The sequence below is a fragment of the Methanocalculus chunghsingensis genome (assembly GCF_018132105.1).
GTDB classification, from domain to species: domain Archaea; phylum Halobacteriota; class Methanomicrobia; order Methanomicrobiales; family Methanocorpusculaceae; genus Methanocalculus; species Methanocalculus chunghsingensis.
Window position 1 is genome coordinate 60,661 of the sequence record NZ_JWHL01000010.1, and the last position, 17,284, is coordinate 77,944.

Genomic DNA, 17,284 nt, shown 5'->3' on the forward strand with positions numbered 1-17,284 from the left:
ATTTTCTTCTATTCTCTCACCATCCCAGCCCACCTCCCACCAACCGCCCCGAGAACGCCTGTTCCAGAATTGACTGCCGGAGCTGCTTGGTGCGTTCCTGTGTTGTAGTGACACGGGCTTCGATCTGATCTGCAAATGCAAGGAGGGTGTTGACCCGGCGGACGATTTCTTCTTGTTCGAGGAAAGGGGAGCTGTCAGCTCCATCGCCCCCGATATCTACAATAATTGAGCACAACAGAACAAATAAGGTGCGAATACATTTTCAACTCCTTCCTCTCCTTTTGAATCACCGCATCAATTCCGATGCCTTAATCCTGCCTGAAAAGAAGAGATCACCTATCCACTGATAACGACGGTTCCACAATGGCACTCAAAAAGACCCAACTCTATAGCTCACTCTGGCAGAGCTGCGATGAACTCCGTGGCGGCATGGATGCCTCTCAGTACAAGGATTACATCCTCACCCTCCTCTTCATGAAGTATGTCTCCGATAAGAGCGAGCGTGATCGGAGTTCTGTCATCGAAGTCCCCGAAGGCGGCGGCTTCTCTGATATGGTCCGGCTGAAAGGGGACAAGGAGATCGGGGATCGGATCAATAAGATCATCAGCAGGCTTGCAGAAGCAAACGATCTCAAGGGTGTCATCGATCTCGCCGACTTTAATGACGAATCCAGACTCGGCACCGGCAAGGAGATGCAGGACCGGCTCTCAAAACTGATCGCCATCTTCGATTCGCTCGATTTCAGTACAAATGGTGCCGAAGGAGACGATCTCCTCGGTGATGCCTACGAATACCTGATGCGAAACTTTGCGACCGAGTCCGGCAAGAGCAAAGGGCAGTTCTACACCCCGGCCGAGGTTTCACGCATTATTGCAAAGGTGGTCGGGATCGGTCCCAATACCCGCCAGGATCAGACGATCTATGATCCCACCTGCGGCTCCGGCTCACTGCTCCTGAAGGCGGCAGAAGAAGCACCCCGTGGCATCTCGATCTATGGGCAGGAGATGGACAATGCCACCTGGTCGCTTGCCCGGATGAATATGTTCCTCCACAATTACCCGACCCATGTTATCTGGCGGGGGAACACCCTCTCCTCCCCGCACTTCAAAAACGACGACGGCGGCCTGATGACCTTCGACTTTGCCGTCGCCAATCCCCCCTTCTCGTCAAAGGCATGGACGAGCGGCCTTGACCCCGACCATGATCCATTCGGCCGCTTCGATCCCGGTGTGCCGCCGTCAAAGAATGGCGATTATGCCTTCCTCCTCCACCTGATCAAGTCCTTGAAAAGCACCGGGAAAGGGGCGATTATCCTCCCGCATGGCGTCCTCTTCCGGGGGAACAAGGAGGGTGATATCCGGAGAAACCTCATCAAACGGGGGTACATCAAAGGGATCATTGGCCTGCCTGCCAATCTCTTCTATGGAACCGGCATTCCTGCCTGTATCATCGTCATCGACAAGGAGAATGCCCATGTCAGAACCGGCATCTTCATGATCGATGCGTCAAAGGGGTATGCAAAGGACGGGAACAAGAACCGGCTCCGGTCACAGGATATCCATAAGATCGTGGATCTCTTCAAAAACGTAATCGAGCTTCCCGGCTACTCCCGGATGGTTCCGATTGCAGAGATTGCCGATCCGGCAAATGACTATAACCTCAATATCCCCCGGTATATCGATTCCAGTGATCCGGAGGATCTCCATGATCTCAATGCCCATATGAACGGCGGCATTCCAAACCGTGATATCGATGCCCTGGAAGAGTACTGGGCGGTCTTCCCGACGCTCCAAAATGAGCTCTTCAGGGACAACGGTCGGCCCGGGTACTCGGAGCCGAAGATTGAAGCCCGCGAGGTCAGGGGGGTGATCCTCGCCCATCCCGAGTTTAAAGCATATGCAAGCCGGATTGCAGAAATCTTCCGCGAATGGCGATCCGTCCATGAGCCTCTGCTGAATGGCCTTTCATCTGAACATAAGACCAAAGAAGTGATCCATGTCCTCTCTGAAGATCTCCTGAAGCGGTATGCCAACCTCCCGCTCCTGAGCAGGTACGATGTCTACCAGCGGCTGATGGATTACTGGGCAGAAGTGATGCAGGATGATGTTGGGATGATCATCGCCGATGGCTGGGTTGAGGCGGCCCGCCCCCGTGGGATCATCGAGGATAAGGAGCGGAAGATCAAGGAGACGCCGGATCTGGTCGTCAACCGGAAGAAGTACAAGATGGATCTCGTTCCCCCCTCTCTCATCATCTCCCGGTACTCTGCAGATGGGCAGGAGGCAATCGACCATCTTCGGATGGAACAGGAGAATGCCGCCCGCGAGCTTGAGGAGTTCATCGAGGAGCATACTGGCGAGGAGGGGCTGCTTGAGGATGCAAAGGGTGATGCCGGGAAGATCGCAAAAGGTGATCTCAGCAAAAGGCTCAAAGAGATCGGCCGCGATCCCGAGTATGCCGACGAAAGGGACGCCCTGAAACGCTGCCTTGCCCTGATGGATGCAGAGTCAGAGGCAGGTAAGGCGGTCAAGACGGCCCAGGCAACCCTTGATGCAGCGGTGCTCGCCAGGTACCCGAAACTCAAAGAGGATGAGATCAAGGCTCTCGTCATCGAAGACAAATGGTTCACCTCCATCTGCTCGGCAATCGAGGGCGAGGTCCAGCAGGCGACCCAGCGGCTCGCCACCCGCGTAAAAGAGCTGGATGAGCGGTATGCCGCTCCAATGCCTCTGCTTGAGCGTGAGGTGGAGGAGTACGCGGCGAAGGTCGGGGAGAATCTGAGGCGGATGGGGGTTGCGTGGGAGTGAGAGTGGAGAGAGATGCGATACCGCAATGGAATAGTGATGGGGTAATACCGCCGGTTAATGTGCATGATCCGATCTCTCATGACCGATCGCCCTATTCAGTTTCTTTTACGGATATCATCCTTCGGTTTGGAATCACACCTCGTCGGCAGGCCATCCTGAAAGGGCTCCTGGAGTTCCGTTCTGCATTATATACAGTGGGTCTTATCAGGGGTTTTCAGTGGATCGATGGGAGTTTTCTTGAAGATATTGAGAGGAGAGAAGAACGAGATCCAGAGGATATTGATCTGGTCACCTTCTTTCATCTTCCTGATGGGGTGACCGAAGAGGAGATCATCAGGTCTGCACCCGGGCTCTTCAACCATGAAAGCCTGAAAAGCAACTATCATGTTGATGCGTATTTTGTCCGGTTGAACGCGGGTGCACCAGAAATACTGGTTGATTCGGCTGCATACTGGTATAGCCTCTGGTCTCACCGGAGGGATGGTCAATGGAAAGGTTTTTTACAGATTGATCTGTCCAATAATGATGATACGGTTGCTCAGAGAAATCTGGATGAGTTAATGGGTGGAGGAGATTCGGTATGACAACTATTCAGCAGTATGATTATTTACAGGCGGAGCTGTCCACTCTCAATAAGATGCTCACGAAGCTTCCCGAATCAAGCTTAATTGAACGTATGAGTCTTGAAGCCCGAAGAGAAAATGTAGAGAAAGCTCTTGCGTCACTGGAAGGTCCTGTTCGTCAACCGGCCCGGTTCAGTCTGACATTTCGTGGAGCTCCAATATTTGGCAGTCACGGAGTTCAAGCCGATTTCGGAGGATTTGCTATAAAAAAGTTTGCGGATGCCGTCCGGGCAATTGGTACAAGCCAGACCGAAACTCTTGGATCACGTGGGGCACTTCCAAACCGTGAGGAATATAAACTGTTGATAACCGGGGTTGCCAGAGGTTCATTTGGTTTTGTTATTGAGGAACCATCAGAGAATTACAAGCTGATAAAGGAGTTCTCTCCCCTTGAATCAGCAATCCATACAACAATGAGTATCCTCAAATCATCTGTTGAGACTGATGAAGAGTTAAATGAAGCTCTCTCTGAATCTGATCCGAGGGCAATCAAAGAGCTTCATGACTTTGTCAGGTACCTTGCTGATAACGAGGCAGTATGCACTCTGCAGTCCGGCAGGGATTCATTCAGCTTTTCTGATGTTGGTCAGATTCGCCAGAGTGAGAAGCGACTCAGTGAGGATAATATCCGTGAAGAAGATGTGACCTTCACAGGTGCTTTTCTTGGATATCTCCCGAATAAACGAATGTTTGAATTCCGTAAAGATGATTCTGATGAGGTCATTTCAGGAAGAGTTGATTCTTCAATTGAGGATGCAGATACGATCAATCGACAGCTGGATCAACAGGTGATCATTCATCTTCTTGAGAGGAGTGTTGGAGTGAGTAAACATCGTACCTATACTCTTACCGGATTTGAGTTTATGGATGGGGTGGATGCCTGAATATGCGGGGATGCACAGAATGAACTGCTGACCGTGAATGCTCAATACTATGCAGGCAGGTGTCTCTGAATTATGGATACATTATGGAGATGGTATGGACGTGTCCATAACTATTGCGTTCACTTTTATGTTCGCGCACATAAATTCGCACATAAATCTGTATGAGGGGTGTGTCACATGAATAGAAGAGCCAGCAAAAAGACCCATATTAACTCACGAATGCTCATATCTCATCATAGGAAGTCGTTTGAAAATGCGTGACCCCGAACAGATTCCGGATATAAGCGCAGATATGTGTTCATATAATCTGATCTCCGGCCGGCATACGGAGCAATCGGTTTTGGGCATGGATTTGCTAGATGGCTGGCTGGGCGAAACAGGAGAAGTGACACCGGCGGTGGCACAATTGCGAGGGATGGCTGATATGGTACATCCGGTAGTCGATCAAGGGATTCTGGCCGGAGGGGGAGCGGATGACTGAGCAGGGTGCTGTGCCTCCTGGATATAAGCGGACGGAGGTCGGGGTGATTCCGGAGGATTGGGAGGTTCTCTCTTTAGGAGAATTGGGCACTTTCATGAAAGGTAAGGGTATCAAACGTGATGATATCTCTAACAATGGCCTTCTCTGTATTCGATATGGTGAGCTTTATACGCATTATAATAATTACGTAATAATTCCGCAGTCACGAATTTCTGAAAAAATTGCTGCAACAGCACTACCTATAAAAAAAGGAGATCTTTTATTCGCGGGCTCAGGGGAGACTGCAGAAGAGATTGGTAAATGCGTTGCTTACCTTGGCGATCAGGATGCGTTTGCTGGTGGTGATATTGTTGTACTAAGGTCATCAGGTCAGAATTCTCTGTATCTTGGACATCTTCTGAACCATGATGTCGTCACACAGCAGAAAGCAAGATATGGTCAGGGAGATGCGGTTGTACATATCAATGCCTCTAATCTTGCGAAAGTGAAAGTACCTCTCTCACCAATTAAAAACGAACAAAACTCCATCGCCGCCGCCCTCTCCGATGTCGATGGACTGATCGGGGCGCTGGATGCCCTCATCGCCAAGAAGCGGGATATGAAGCAAGCCGCCATGCAGCAACTTCTTACAGGGAGGACGAGGCTGCCGGGGTTTGAGGGGGAGTGGGAGGAGAAGCGGTTGGGGGATGTTCTTGAACGAATTGTGGGTGGGGGTACACCAAGTCGAACAAATCGAAAATTCTGGGGAGGGCATATCCCTTGGGCAACAGTCAAAGACTTTGGAACATACCATCCATATAGAACACAAGAGACAATTACGAAGGAAGGGTTGGATAATAGTGCATCTAATCTTATTCGAGCAGGTACACTTATCACATCAACACGCATGCTTTTAGGTAAATGCGTCATTTATCAGGTTGATGTTTGTATTAATCAGGATCTTAAGGCTTTGTTTTGTAATAACTCAATCGATGTGCAATACCTGTTGTATTGGTTTCAATATCATGAGCAACTAATTGACGAGATGGGTAGTGGTAGTACGGTTAAAGGTCTGTCTACAAACGATCTTAAATCATTATACTTTGTTTCTCCTTCTATCTCTGAACAAACCGCCATCGCCACCGCCCTCTCCGATATGGACGCTGAGATCGCCGCCCTCGAACGCCGCCGGGATAAGGTGAAGGAGATTAAGCAGGGGATGATGCAACAGCTCCTAACTGGTAAAGTTAGGTTGATTTCTATTAAAAAACATAATGGGTCGTAGTATTATGCTTAACACCTTTGCCAAGCTCCTTCTTGTTGCAACATCCTTATCCCCTATTTTGGGGGCAGTGGCTGTTAGTAAATTCTCTCGAGGAGATCCACTAACTCATTGGCTTTTGTTTGTAGCGTTGGCAATAATTCTGATAGCACTTTGTTGGGGTTTATTATATTGGTCCGAACAAAAATTACCCGTAAATTGTTTGATTATTAAGAAGTTTGAGAATAATGATAAGGAGACACTTGCATTTCTCCTTGCATATTTATTACCTTTTATTTCAGGTGAAAACCTGTTATTTACAGGTGAATGGATGACAGGAGTTTATATTCTTTGTCTGATAGTTTTGACAATAATGCACGCTGGTGCATTTCATTTCAATCCTGTAATGGGTTTATTAGGCTATCATTTCTATGCTGTTACAGATTCTGGGGATTTTTCAATTTTACTTATTAGTAGAGAAATTATAAGAAAAACGGGGAAAGAAATTAATGTAGTACAACTTTCTTATAATATTTATTTACATAAGGGGGAATCAAATGTTTAAGAATTTTCAACTAGTTGCCTTAACCAAAGAAAACGATGAATTATCCGCTTTTTACATTCCTTTAGATCAGGATTTACAGACCCAACTCTCCAATAGCTTTTCTGAGCAATATAAATCTTTATGTAAAGATAGTAGTGAAATCGAATTTGATGCCTCTTATAAACCTGATTCAAATGAATTATTTTGTATTCATCCTTATGAGTTGCCAAATATGATTTGTGATATGTCGAGTCACCATATCCCGACTCTTGATAATGTATCTTTTCTAGGTAATTCATATACTTCTGTAAAAGCTATTGTTGCTTTTGTTAAGGATTCTCAAAATGAAGAGTTGGTTCTTTTCCAAAATTTTTACAATTCCTATGTGATTAAACCTGGTCGTTCAATTATATTTCAGAGTGGTATATACAAAGGTGTCTCTCAACCAATAATTACTCTTCAAAACAAATTATCTGCTATTTATATTCCAATTGAGAAAAAGCTATTATTTAAAAATTTTCGAAATACAAATTTGTTTTTACCGTTGGCAGATTATTATAAGGAAGCCTCAAATCAAGAAATTCATGAAATTCTTAACCACTCTCTCTTCTCAACAGAAAATATGGACTTAATTATTGGCTTTTCAAATCAATGGTTCCGCAAAAGGTTTGCAATGCTTCAAAATTCTGGAATATTAGATATTTACTCTGCACATCAAATCCTTGAAGAATCACAAGGACATGATGTCCATATTCAGCTAGATGGTGATAAAATTATTTTTCCTGTTGAAAAACAACCCGCTAAGCGACTACTACAATTTTTAAATGAGGAGTTGTTTAGAGGTCCAATCACAAAAAGACTTTTTGAAACGAACTCAAAAAAGGAGGCAGATTCTTGAATATGATGCCAATATTATCTTTTTTTATTATTTTTGCCATCTCGATTTTTTTAATATATAATGCTTGGTCATTATTGTCTTGGTTTACTTGTAATAATGATCAATACAATCAGAGAGGTATGAACAAGAGACAATATGAAGCGTTACCATGACCGAAACAGAATCCATCGAGTACAAACAGTCCTGGCGGGATGAATACCTCAAATGGATCTGCGGATTTGCCAATGCACAGGGGGGCAGGCTCTATATCGGCATTGATGATGCAGGACGGGTGGTCGGCGTTCCGGATGCCAGGCGGCTCCTTGAAGAGATCCCAAACAAGGTGCAGGCACAGCTTGGCATCATCGTGGATGTCAATCTCAGAACTGACGGTGATTGTGATCGTGAGTACCTGGAGATCGCAGTCGATCCCTATCCAAATCCGATCAGCTACAAAGGAGAATACCATTTCCGGAGCGGGAGCACCAAGCAGGTCCTCAGGGGGGCGGCCCTTGACCGTTTTCTCCTGATGAAGCAGGGCCGCCACTGGGATGGTGTTCCGGTCCCCTATGTCTCTCTGGATGACCTCGATCCACGCCTGCTTGCAGCATTTCGGAAGAAGGCGCTCATGAGCAGGCGTTTATCTGAGGATGTACTCAAAGAACCGGATGCAGCCCTCATCGAGAAGCTCCACCTGACAGAAGGCAGCTACCTCAAACGTGCCGCTGTCCTCCTCTTTCACCCTGATCCCGAAAAGTATGTGACCGGGGCATATGTCAAGATAGGGTACTTCGAAGAGGAAGCCAATCTTCTCTACCAGGATGAGACCCATGGCGATCTCTTCACCCAGGTAGACCGTACGATGGATCTCCTCCTGACAAAGTATCTGAAGGCGATGATCTCCTACGAGGGGATACAGCGGGTTGAGACGTACCCTATCCCCCCTGAAGCCCTCCGTGAAGCGGTTCTGAATGCCATCACGCACAAAGACTATGGGAGCGGAATCCCGATTCAAATCAGCGTCTTTGAGGATAGAATCCACATCTGGAACAACGGACAGCTCCCTGAGGGATGGAGTATTGATCGGCTCACCGGGACCCACCAGTCCCAGCCCTATAACCCTGATATCGCAAATGCATTCTTCCGTGCAGGCATGATCGAAGCCTGGGGTCGTGGAATTCAGCGGATCATGGCCGCATGCAGGGCGAACAAAACACCGGTCCCTTCGTTTCGGCACGAACCTGCTGGTCTCTGGGTGGAGTTTCCGTATAGATTGGAAGAGAGATCGGGGGGTACTAGGGAAGAAAACAGGGAAGAAACTAGGGAAGAAACTAGGGAAGAACTTGGAGAGCAGATCATCACTCTGATACAGGCGGACTCTTCTATTACCATGAAAGAAATGGCAAAGAGGCTTGGAATCAGTCAAAAAGGTATCGAGTGGCAGGTTCAGCAGCTGAAGAAGACGGGAAGGCTCCAACGCATCGGGCCGACCAAAGGCGGCCACTGGGAGATCATAGGAGGGGATGACGATCAGGTCAAATAGAGAGCCGGATGAGGATTTTAGAAGAGATACCACCTTCCGGTCTCTCCTCTCCATTGGGAATCATTTATAAACTCCTGGGATGATGAAGATCTACGGAGACTCAAAAGAATGCTCAATTCCGTGGAACTGAAGAACTTCGGTCCGATCACCCATCTAAACTGGCAGGATATCGGTTCAATCAACCTAATAATCGGTGGGAACGGAAGTGGCAAGACCTTCCTCCTCAAGGCATTGTACTCAGCCATAAAGACGATGGAAGAGTATCGGCGTGGGGATGACCAGCGATTGGCATCTGAGATCCTTGCTGAGAAGCTCTACTGGACCTTTCAGGCAGAGAAGATCGGTGATCTCGTCACCAAAGGAGCCTCTGATCCGCTATCCTGTTCCATCACAATCAACCAGGAGAAATTCAGGTACTGTTTTGGAAAGGATGCGACAAAGAAGTTTCAGAAGATCTCAGAGATACGAGAACCACGAACGAGCAACTCGATCTTCCTTCCTGCCAAAGAGGTCCTCTCCATCCATCATATTATCCTCAAATCACGTGAACAGGATCAGGTCTTTGGATTTGATGATACATACCTTGACCTTGCCCGTGCACTCAGCAGATCAACCCGATCCGGCAGGGATTACCCGGAGTTCGCAACATCCAGAAAGAGCCTCAAAGATCTCATCGGAGGAAGGCTTGAGTATGACGAAAACCACGCCAGATGGGTCTTTCGAAAGGGGAACCAGAAATTCTTAATCGGTGTTACATCAGAAGGAGTCAAGAAGATCGCCATCCTCGATACACTCCTTGGCAACCGGTACCAGGATACGGAATCGATCATCTTCATTGATGAACCTGAGGCTGCCCTTCACCCGGTTGCAGTCTCAGAATTCCTTGAGATAATCTCGATCCTTGCCAGCAGAGGAATTCAGTTCTTCCTTGCCAGCCATTCATACTTTGTTCTGAAGAAACTCGCCCTGATAGCCCAGAGGAATGAGGTTCCAATACGGATCATCGCCGAAGAAGACGGTGAGTGGCAGTCTGCGAATCTGATAGATGGTCTGCCTGAGAATAAAATCATAGATGAATCAATCCGGCTTTATGAAGAAGAGGTGAAGCTCGCATTCCGCTAAATTCAGTTTTCATTGAGGAATCAGGGATGCAGTTTGGACCCTTTCCTGAGGAACATTGTTTCTGTATCGATCGAAGCAGTCTCTACCAAAGAATACAGAAAGAGGTGAAGATGGCGCATTTCCTGCATCTTAAGGAGAGGAGGAATTTTGCACCTGTTGTTTGGGTTGTTGAGGCAAAATCAAGCACTCCACATACTGAGGCAAATCTATCCGGTCTCAATAACTATATCTCAGAAATCGGAGAGAAGCTTGAGAATGCGGTGAATCTCTGGCTTGCATTAGGATTGGGACGTCATGGTTTGGCAAAGAATGAACTGCCCGCACCTCTTCGGGATCCCGATCTCTCTGCCATCGGGTTCCGACTGATTCCTGTCATCAGGGACTGCGAGAATGCAGATCTCCCACAGCTTCAGGATGCTCTGCTTCAGAGACTTCGACGAACTATCCGTCTCTGGGCGATGGGGGCCAATCTGGTTGTTGTAATGAATGAAAAGATGGCTAGAAAGCATGGGTTGATCAGGCTATCATGATCCCAATCCGCATCTTCATAAGCAGCGTGCAGGAGGAGTTTGCCGAAGAGCGGGCCGCCCTCCGTGACTATCTTCGGGGGGATGCCCTGATGCGGCGGTTCTTTGTGGTCTTCCTCTTTGAAGATCTGCCCGCAGCTGACCGCCGCCCCGATACCACCTACCTGGAAGAGGTGGGGCGGTCTGACTTATATGTCGGCCTCTTTGGTGAAGAGTATGGCAATGAAGATGCAGAAGGGATCTCAGCCACAGAGCATGAGTTTGATTTTGCATCATCAGAAGGGAAATACCGTCTGATCTATCTGAAGGGAGCCAGCGATGCAGTTCGCCATCCAAAGATGCAGGCTCTCATCGGCAAGGCGCAGGCGGGACTTATCCGAAAGCGGTTCAATACATCTGCGGAGCTGGTTGCCGGTCTTTATGCGGCACTTGTCGAATATCTGGAAGAGAAACAGCTGATCCGCTTCTGTCCCTTCGATGCTGCTCCCTGCAAAAAAGCCACACCCGATGATCTTGACCACGAACGGATCGCATGGTTCCTGAGAACTGCGAGGCGTGCCCGACAGTTCCCACTTCCAGAAGATGCCTCTCATCTGGAAGTTCTTGAACACCTGAAACTGATCGACAATGGGTATCTGACAAACGCATCTATTCTCCTCTTTGCCAGAAAGCCGCAGGACTTTCTCCTTACTTCTGAAGTGAAATGCGCCCACTTCCATGGAACCGAGGTCGCAAAACCGATCCCTTCCTACCAGGTGTACAAAGGTACAGTCTTTGAACTCGTTGATCAGGCGGTTGACTTCGTCTTAAGCAAGATCAATCTCTGGGTTGGCACCCGTGCAGAAGGTCCGCAGGCCCCGGTCCGCTATGAGATCCCAAAAGAGGTGGTCACAGAGGCGATCGTAAATGCAGTTGCCCACCGGGACTATACGAGCAACGGGAGTGTGCAGGTGATGCTCTTTGCTGACCGGCTGGAAGTCTGGAATCCCGGAAGACTCCCGCCAACCCTGACGCTTGAGAGGCTGCGGGTTGCTCATGGGTCGGTGCCGGGCAACCCGCTCCTCGCCGAACCGATGTACCTGACCCGGTATATCGAACGGATGGGAACAGGGACGCGGGACATGATCAGGCGGTGCGTGGATGCCGGACTACCAGAGCCTGAATTTGAGGTCACTGACGGATTTATGATAACGATAAGGCGTAGTAAAAGCGATGGAATCACTCCATCGAAGAAGGCAGATCAAGTCACAGGTGAAGTCACAGGTGAAGTCACAGGTGAAGTCACAGGTGAAGTCAGATCACTCTTGGCAGTGATGAAGCAGGAATCATCACGCCATGAACTCCAGAAATACCTGCAATTGAAAAGCGAATCAAATTTCCGTACATTGTATCTCAAACCCGCAACTGATGCCGGCCTCGTAGAGATGACAATCCCGGAGAAACCCAGAAGCCGATTGCAGAAATACCGCCTGACGAAGAAGGGCCGGGATCTGCTGGCTGCAATAAAGAATGAGGAATGAATGGATGACGGGCGTCGGCGAACGTGAGATACGGGCACAGGGACGGGTGATCGGCTTCTTTCGGGATACACTTGGATACACCTGCCTCGGCAACTGGCATGACAAAGAGAGAAACGGCAGTATCGAGGAGACCCTGCTCCGGAACCGGCTCTCCCGGCAGGGACATGAGGATCGGATCATCGAAAAAGTCCTCCATGAACTCGGGAGAGCTGCGACTGTCGGGGGGGTTCGTTCCCTCTATGATGCAAACCGGGAGTTCTACAGCCTTCTCAGGTACGGCGTGAAGGTACGTCCTGCAATCGGGGAGCCGCATATCACCGTCTGGCCGATTGACTGGCAGAACCCTGGGAGGAACGACTTTGCCATCGCAGAAGAGGTCACCATATTCGGGGAGAATACCAAGCGGCCGGATATTGTCATCTATGTCAATGGCATCGCCCTTGGCGTGCTGGAACTGAAACGCTCTACCGTCTCGGTGACGGAAGGTATCCGGCAGAACCTTGACAACCAGAAGAAGGTCTTCATCCGGCCGTTTTTTGCAACCATTCAGCTGGTGATGGCAGGCAATGAGACCGAAGGGGTCCGGTATGGCACCATCGAAACCCCGGAGAAGTACTATCTCCGGTGGAAAGAGGCCGATGCACACCCGGATGCCGCCGACAATCCTCTCCTCCGGGAACTTGGCCAGCTCTGCAGGAAGGAACGCCTCCTTGAGCTGATCCATGATTTTATCGTCTTTGATGCCGGGACCAAAAAGACCTGCCGCCACAACCAGTACTTCGGGGTAAAAGCCGCACAGGAGCGGGTAAGGCAGCGTGAAGGCGGGATCATCTGGCATACCCAGGGGAGCGGCAAGAGCCTGACGATGGTCTGGCTTGCCAAATGGATCAGGGAGCATATCAAAGGTTCCCGGGTTCTCCTGGTCACTGACCGGATTGAACTGGATGAGCAGATCGAGAAGGTCTTCACCGGGGTCAGCGAGGCGATCTATCGGGCAAAGAGCGGATCAGATCTCGTCAACGTCCTCAATACAAACGAAGAATGGCTGATCTGCTCCCTGATTCATAAGTTCGGACGGGGTGAGGAACTCACAGAACAGGATGTCGATCAGTACATCAGGGATATCCATGCACATCTCCCCAAAAATTTCCGTGCCAAAGGCGAGATCTTCGTCTTCATCGATGAGTGCCACAGGACACAGTCGGGTCTGCTCCATGAGGCGGTGAAGGCCCTCCTCCCGGATACGATGATGATCGGGTTCACCGGGACGCCGCTATTGAAGAAGGACAAGAAGAAGAGCATTGAGATCTTCGGGCCCTATATTCATACCTACAAGTATGATGAGGCGGTCCATGATGGCGTGGTCCTCGATCTCCGGTATGAGGCACGGGATATCGACCAGAACATCACCTCCCAGGTGAAGATCGACCAGTGGTTCGAGGCAAAAACAGCAGGTCTCACCGATTTCGCACAGGCAGAACTTAAAAAACGCTGGGGCACGATGAAGAAGGTCCTCAGCTCACAGGATCGGCTCCAAAAGATCGTCGCTGACATTCTCCTCGATATGGAGATGAGGGACCGGCTGAGAAGCGGCCATGGAAACGCGATGCTTGTTTCGGGGAGCATCTATTCTGCCTGCCGGTTCTTTGAGATGTTTCAGAAGACCGATCTCAAAGGGAGATCTGCGATCATCACCTCATACAAGCCCTCACCTGCGGATATCAAGGGCGAGGAGACAGGGGAAGGGCTGACCGAGAAGCTGCGGCAGTATGATATCTATCGAGCGATGCTCGCCGAATACTTCGATGAGCCAGAAGATACGGCGATGTATAAAGCCGGGATCTTTGAGAAAGAGGTGAAGAGGCGGTTCATCGAAGAGCCGGGGCAGATGAAGCTCTTGATTGTCGTTGATAAACTGCTGACCGGCTTTGACGCACCGCCTGCAACCTACCTCTATATCGACAAGCAGATGCGGGATCATGGCCTCTTCCAGGCGATCTGCCGGGTGAACCGGCTGGATGGGGACGATAAGGAGTACGGCCATATCATCGACTATAAGGATCTCTTCAGGTCTCTTGAACGCTCGATCAAAGACTATACCGGAGGGGCCTTCGAGGATTTCGATGAAGATGATGTCAGGGGTCTCCTGAAAGACCGGCTTCTGAAAGGGCGTGAACGCCTGGAAGAGATTCGTGAGGCGATCAAGGCACTCTGTGAACCGGTTGAGCCGCCCCGTGCGAGCCGGGACTATATCCGGTACTTCTGTGGGTCAAGCGATGATCCCATTGCCCTGAAACGAACCGAGCCCCTCCGTGTCGATCTCTATAAGCGGGCCGGAACATTTCTCCGGAGATATGCCGACATCGCAGGAGAGATGCGTGAGGCCGGCTATACCGATCAGGAGGCACGGGTGATCAGGGGTGAGGTCGCCCACTTCGAGAAGCTCCGTGAGGAGATCATGCGGGCAAGTGGCGACTATATCGATCTGAAACGCTATGAACCGATGATGCGCCATCTCCTTGATACCTATATCCGGGCAGAGGAGAGTGAGGTCATCTCGGCATTCGATGATCTGACGCTCGTCCAGTTGATCAATATCCGTGGAGAAGCGGCGATCGAGGCGCTTCCGGAAGATATCAGGAGGGATCATGAGGCGGTCGCAGAGACGATCGAGAACAATGTCCGGAAGATCATCCTCGATGAGATGCCGGTCAATCCGAAGTACTATGAGAAGATGTCCGAGCTCCTGGACTCTCTGATCCATGAACGGAAGCAGCATGCACTGGATTACCGGGCATACCTGGGAAAGATCGTCGAGCTGGCACGGAATGTGAGCCAGCCTGAAAAAGAGGTATCCTACCCTTCCGCACTCACCACCCCGGCACTCCGGTCACTCTATGATAACCTTGTAACAGGTGAGAACCAGGCGTTGGCCGAGCTTGCTCCATATGGTGATCGGAGGGCTGAAAACCCGCGTGCAGAGATGGCAATCGCCCTTGATACCGCCATCAGGGAGACGAAAAAGGCGGGATGGCGGGGGAACAAATTCAAGGAACGGGAAGTGCTGGGTGCCATCCGGCAGGTCCTTGGCGATCATGAACCGCTGATCGGGCGAATCTTTGAGATAGTGAAGAATCAGCGTGACTACTGAGAAGCATCGGATCGAGGTCTCAGGCATTACGGTTGAGATCACCAGGAAGAAGATTAAGAACCTTCACCTCGGGGTCTATCCTCCCGAAGGCCGGGTACGGGTCTCCGCCCCGCTCTTCCTTGATGACGATGCGATACGGCTTGCCATCATCTCCCGGCTGAAATGGATCAGAAAACAGCAGAAGAAGTTTCTCGACCAGGATCGCCAGTCCCAACGGGAGATGATCACAGGCGAGACCCATTTCTTCCAGGGGAGGCGGTACCGGCTGGATCTCATTGAAGCAGATCTCCCTCCACGGGTATGCCTGCGGGGAACGACCACAATGGAGTTGAGGGTCCGCCCCGGAACCGGCCGTGAGAAGCGGGAGGAGATCCTCTATGCCTGGTACCGGAAGCAGCTCAAAGAGCAGATACCTCCACTCATCGCCAAATGGGAAGAGATCACCGGTCTCCGTGTGTCAGAGTGGGGTGTCAGGAGGATGAAGACCCGCTGGGGAACCTGCAATACTGATGCCCGCCGAATCTGGATAAACCTGGAGCTGGTGAAGCGCTATCCCCTCTGCCTTGAGTATATCATCCTCCATGAGATGGTCCATCTCATCGAACGGCGGCATAATGAACGGTTCAGGGAATTGATGGACGGCTTCATGCCGGGATGGCGCCGGTATAAGGAGGGGCTGAAGGAGATTCCATTGACAGAGGAGTACTGGGAGGAATGATCCCTGTCATTGGCCGATAGTATTCAATATAATTAGGGGGTACTTTTACTGAGGGGTCGCAAAGTGAGCCTTATCTTTAACCTACGATTAATACTGACCATATGGAGATAACATCTCCCTTGAGAAAGTCATAGCCTCCTCTCTGCATGCAACATGGTAAATATAATCAATTTCGAGCGTTTTGACCCGATGAAACTCGACATATCCTTCATTCGTTTTTGAAGAAATAAGGACTGCCACATTTATTCCTGCCACGTGAAGTGATGATATTTACCGAACTTTTTGGGATACTGATCTCGAGAGATTGTTTCATCCGGTCCATGATATCCTGTACATTGCCCATCAGCTGATCTGAGCGAAATTCTAAGAAGATATCAACATAGATGCTTCCCCCGCTCTGCCGTGATTTGACCTCATGGATCTGCTCGTAGTTGTGAAAATGTTCAGCTAGTTCTCTCATCACGATGAGCTGGAGTTCCTCTTCAATGGTCTGGTCAAGAAGATCAGGGAGAGATGATACGATCATCGTATAACCGGAATAGAGGAGAATTCCCATGACAATGAACGAGGCAACCGGATCTATATATACCGACCACCAGTTCCCTGCGCAGATGACCGCAATAACCAGAGTTACGAGGACCACGAGATTTGCAATGGCTTTTAAGCGGAATAGGTGATACTGGGAATCCATGATGGGTGAAGGTTCCCGCATAGCGATCCGGTAATTCTTGATCCAGAAGTAACTGTCAACCGCAGCCATGATGACAACGATGATCATCCCGACCATAGCCCATTCGCTGCCGATATTTGCGGGAAAGAGGATACGGAATATGGCAGCGAGGACAAGGATCAGGAGTGATACGAGGATCAGGCCACCGGTAATGATACGGGCAAGGTTCTCGAATTTTCCCATCCCGTAATCATATTTACCATTATTCCCCCGTGCAATCGTCCGGGATATTATCCACACAATCAGGATCGCCATAGCCTCGTTGATGGTTTTCATGCCGGAGGTGAGCAGGGTGTAAATGGCGGGATCAAAGTGCCCAATTATGGCGGAATAAAAATGCTCATTTCAACAACATAAAACCTCTGTTATACAACCCTTTCAGACATGGGGGATCAGACCCTGTCGCCGCCGCTCTTTCAGTCGGTAACTATCACCCTTGATATTCAATGTCGTGCAGTGATGGAGGATTCGATCCAGTACTGCCGCAGCAATCACATGATCCCCGAATATCTCGCC

Annotated in this window: 16 protein-coding genes; 13 read left to right on the plus strand and 3 right to left on the minus strand. The window is 49.7% G+C overall.

Annotated elements, in window-relative coordinates:
- Window positions 1–16: 16 nt before the first annotated feature.
- On the minus strand, window positions 17–235 hold the full coding sequence (locus RJ53_RS07275; RefSeq protein WP_211530965.1) for a hypothetical protein: 219 nt from the start codon (window positions 233–235) through the stop codon (window positions 17–19).
- Window positions 236–363: 128 nt separating this feature from the next.
- Between RJ53_RS07275 and RJ53_RS07280 the strand changes: the two genes are divergently transcribed.
- The 13 genes from RJ53_RS07280 (at window position 364) to RJ53_RS07340 (ending at window position 16,038) form a co-directional block, all read left to right on the plus strand.
- The gene (locus RJ53_RS07280) at window positions 364–2,808 is read left to right on the plus strand and encodes a type I restriction-modification system subunit M (RefSeq protein ID WP_211530966.1); all 2,445 of its coding nucleotides are present in this window, start codon (window positions 364–366) and stop codon (window positions 2,806–2,808) included.
- The gene (locus RJ53_RS07285; protein WP_211530967.1) at window positions 2,805–3,392 is read left to right on the plus strand and encodes a DUF6932 family protein; all 588 of its coding nucleotides are present in this window, start codon (window positions 2,805–2,807) and stop codon (window positions 3,390–3,392) included. Before RJ53_RS07280 ends, RJ53_RS07285 begins: the two co-directional genes overlap by 4 nt.
- A complete protein-coding gene (locus RJ53_RS07290; RefSeq protein ID WP_211530968.1) occupies window positions 3,389–4,315 on the plus strand; it encodes a hypothetical protein in 927 nt (308 codons plus the stop codon). Before RJ53_RS07285 ends, RJ53_RS07290 begins: the two co-directional genes overlap by 4 nt.
- Before the next feature lie 253 nt (window positions 4,316–4,568).
- Window positions 4,569–4,796 (plus strand): hypothetical protein, encoded by a 228-nt coding sequence (locus RJ53_RS07295; protein WP_211530969.1) that lies wholly within the window; start codon window positions 4,569–4,571, stop codon window positions 4,794–4,796.
- Entirely contained in the window at window positions 4,789–6,060 is a 1,272-nt protein-coding gene (locus RJ53_RS07300) for a restriction endonuclease subunit S (RefSeq protein ID WP_211530970.1), read from the plus strand. Before RJ53_RS07295 ends, RJ53_RS07300 begins: the two co-directional genes overlap by 8 nt.
- A gap of 4 nt (window positions 6,061–6,064) precedes the next feature.
- On the plus strand, window positions 6,065–6,601 hold the full coding sequence (locus RJ53_RS07305; RefSeq protein ID WP_211530971.1) for a hypothetical protein: 537 nt from the start codon (window positions 6,065–6,067) through the stop codon (window positions 6,599–6,601).
- The gene (locus tag RJ53_RS07310; protein ID WP_211530972.1) at window positions 6,594–7,478 is read left to right on the plus strand and encodes a Kiwa anti-phage protein KwaB-like domain-containing protein; all 885 of its coding nucleotides are present in this window, start codon (window positions 6,594–6,596) and stop codon (window positions 7,476–7,478) included. Before RJ53_RS07305 ends, RJ53_RS07310 begins: the two co-directional genes overlap by 8 nt.
- A 148-nt stretch (window positions 7,479–7,626) precedes the next feature.
- Entirely contained in the window at window positions 7,627–9,000 is a 1,374-nt protein-coding gene (locus RJ53_RS07315) for an ATP-binding protein (RefSeq protein ID WP_211530973.1), read from the plus strand.
- A 108-nt stretch (window positions 9,001–9,108) separates the two neighbouring features.
- Window positions 9,109–10,122 carry an ATP-binding protein gene (locus RJ53_RS07320; protein ID WP_211530974.1) on the plus strand — a complete coding sequence of 338 codons (1,014 nt, stop codon included), beginning with the start codon at window positions 9,109–9,111 and terminating at the stop codon, window positions 10,120–10,122.
- 26 nt (window positions 10,123–10,148) lie between these two features.
- Window positions 10,149–10,652: a hypothetical protein gene (locus tag RJ53_RS07325; protein ID WP_211530975.1), complete on the plus strand. Its 504-nt coding sequence runs from the start codon at window positions 10,149–10,151 to the stop codon at window positions 10,650–10,652.
- Complete coding sequence (locus RJ53_RS07330; RefSeq protein WP_211530976.1) at window positions 10,649–12,169, plus strand: Fic family protein; 1,521 nt, start codon at window positions 10,649–10,651, stop codon at window positions 12,167–12,169. The genes RJ53_RS07325 and RJ53_RS07330 overlap by 4 nt, the downstream gene beginning before the upstream one ends.
- Window positions 12,170–12,173: 4 nt before the next feature.
- On the plus strand, window positions 12,174–15,320 hold the full coding sequence (locus RJ53_RS07335; RefSeq protein ID WP_211530977.1) for a type I restriction endonuclease subunit R: 3,147 nt from the start codon (window positions 12,174–12,176) through the stop codon (window positions 15,318–15,320).
- Window positions 15,310–16,038 (plus strand): M48 family metallopeptidase, encoded by a 729-nt coding sequence (locus tag RJ53_RS07340; protein WP_211530978.1) that lies wholly within the window; start codon window positions 15,310–15,312, stop codon window positions 16,036–16,038. The genes RJ53_RS07335 and RJ53_RS07340 overlap by 11 nt, the downstream gene beginning before the upstream one ends.
- 208 nt (window positions 16,039–16,246) lie before the next feature.
- Here the strand turns inward: RJ53_RS07340 and RJ53_RS07345 are convergent, their stop codons facing one another.
- Window positions 16,247–17,092 carry a cation diffusion facilitator family transporter gene (locus RJ53_RS07345; RefSeq protein WP_343221851.1) on the minus strand — a complete coding sequence of 282 codons (846 nt, stop codon included), beginning with the start codon at window positions 17,090–17,092 and terminating at the stop codon, window positions 16,247–16,249.
- Window positions 17,093–17,146: 54 nt separating this feature from the next.
- The coding region (locus RJ53_RS07350) for an ATP-binding protein (protein WP_246496038.1) at window positions 17,147–17,284 on the minus strand (138 nt) is incomplete at its 5' end.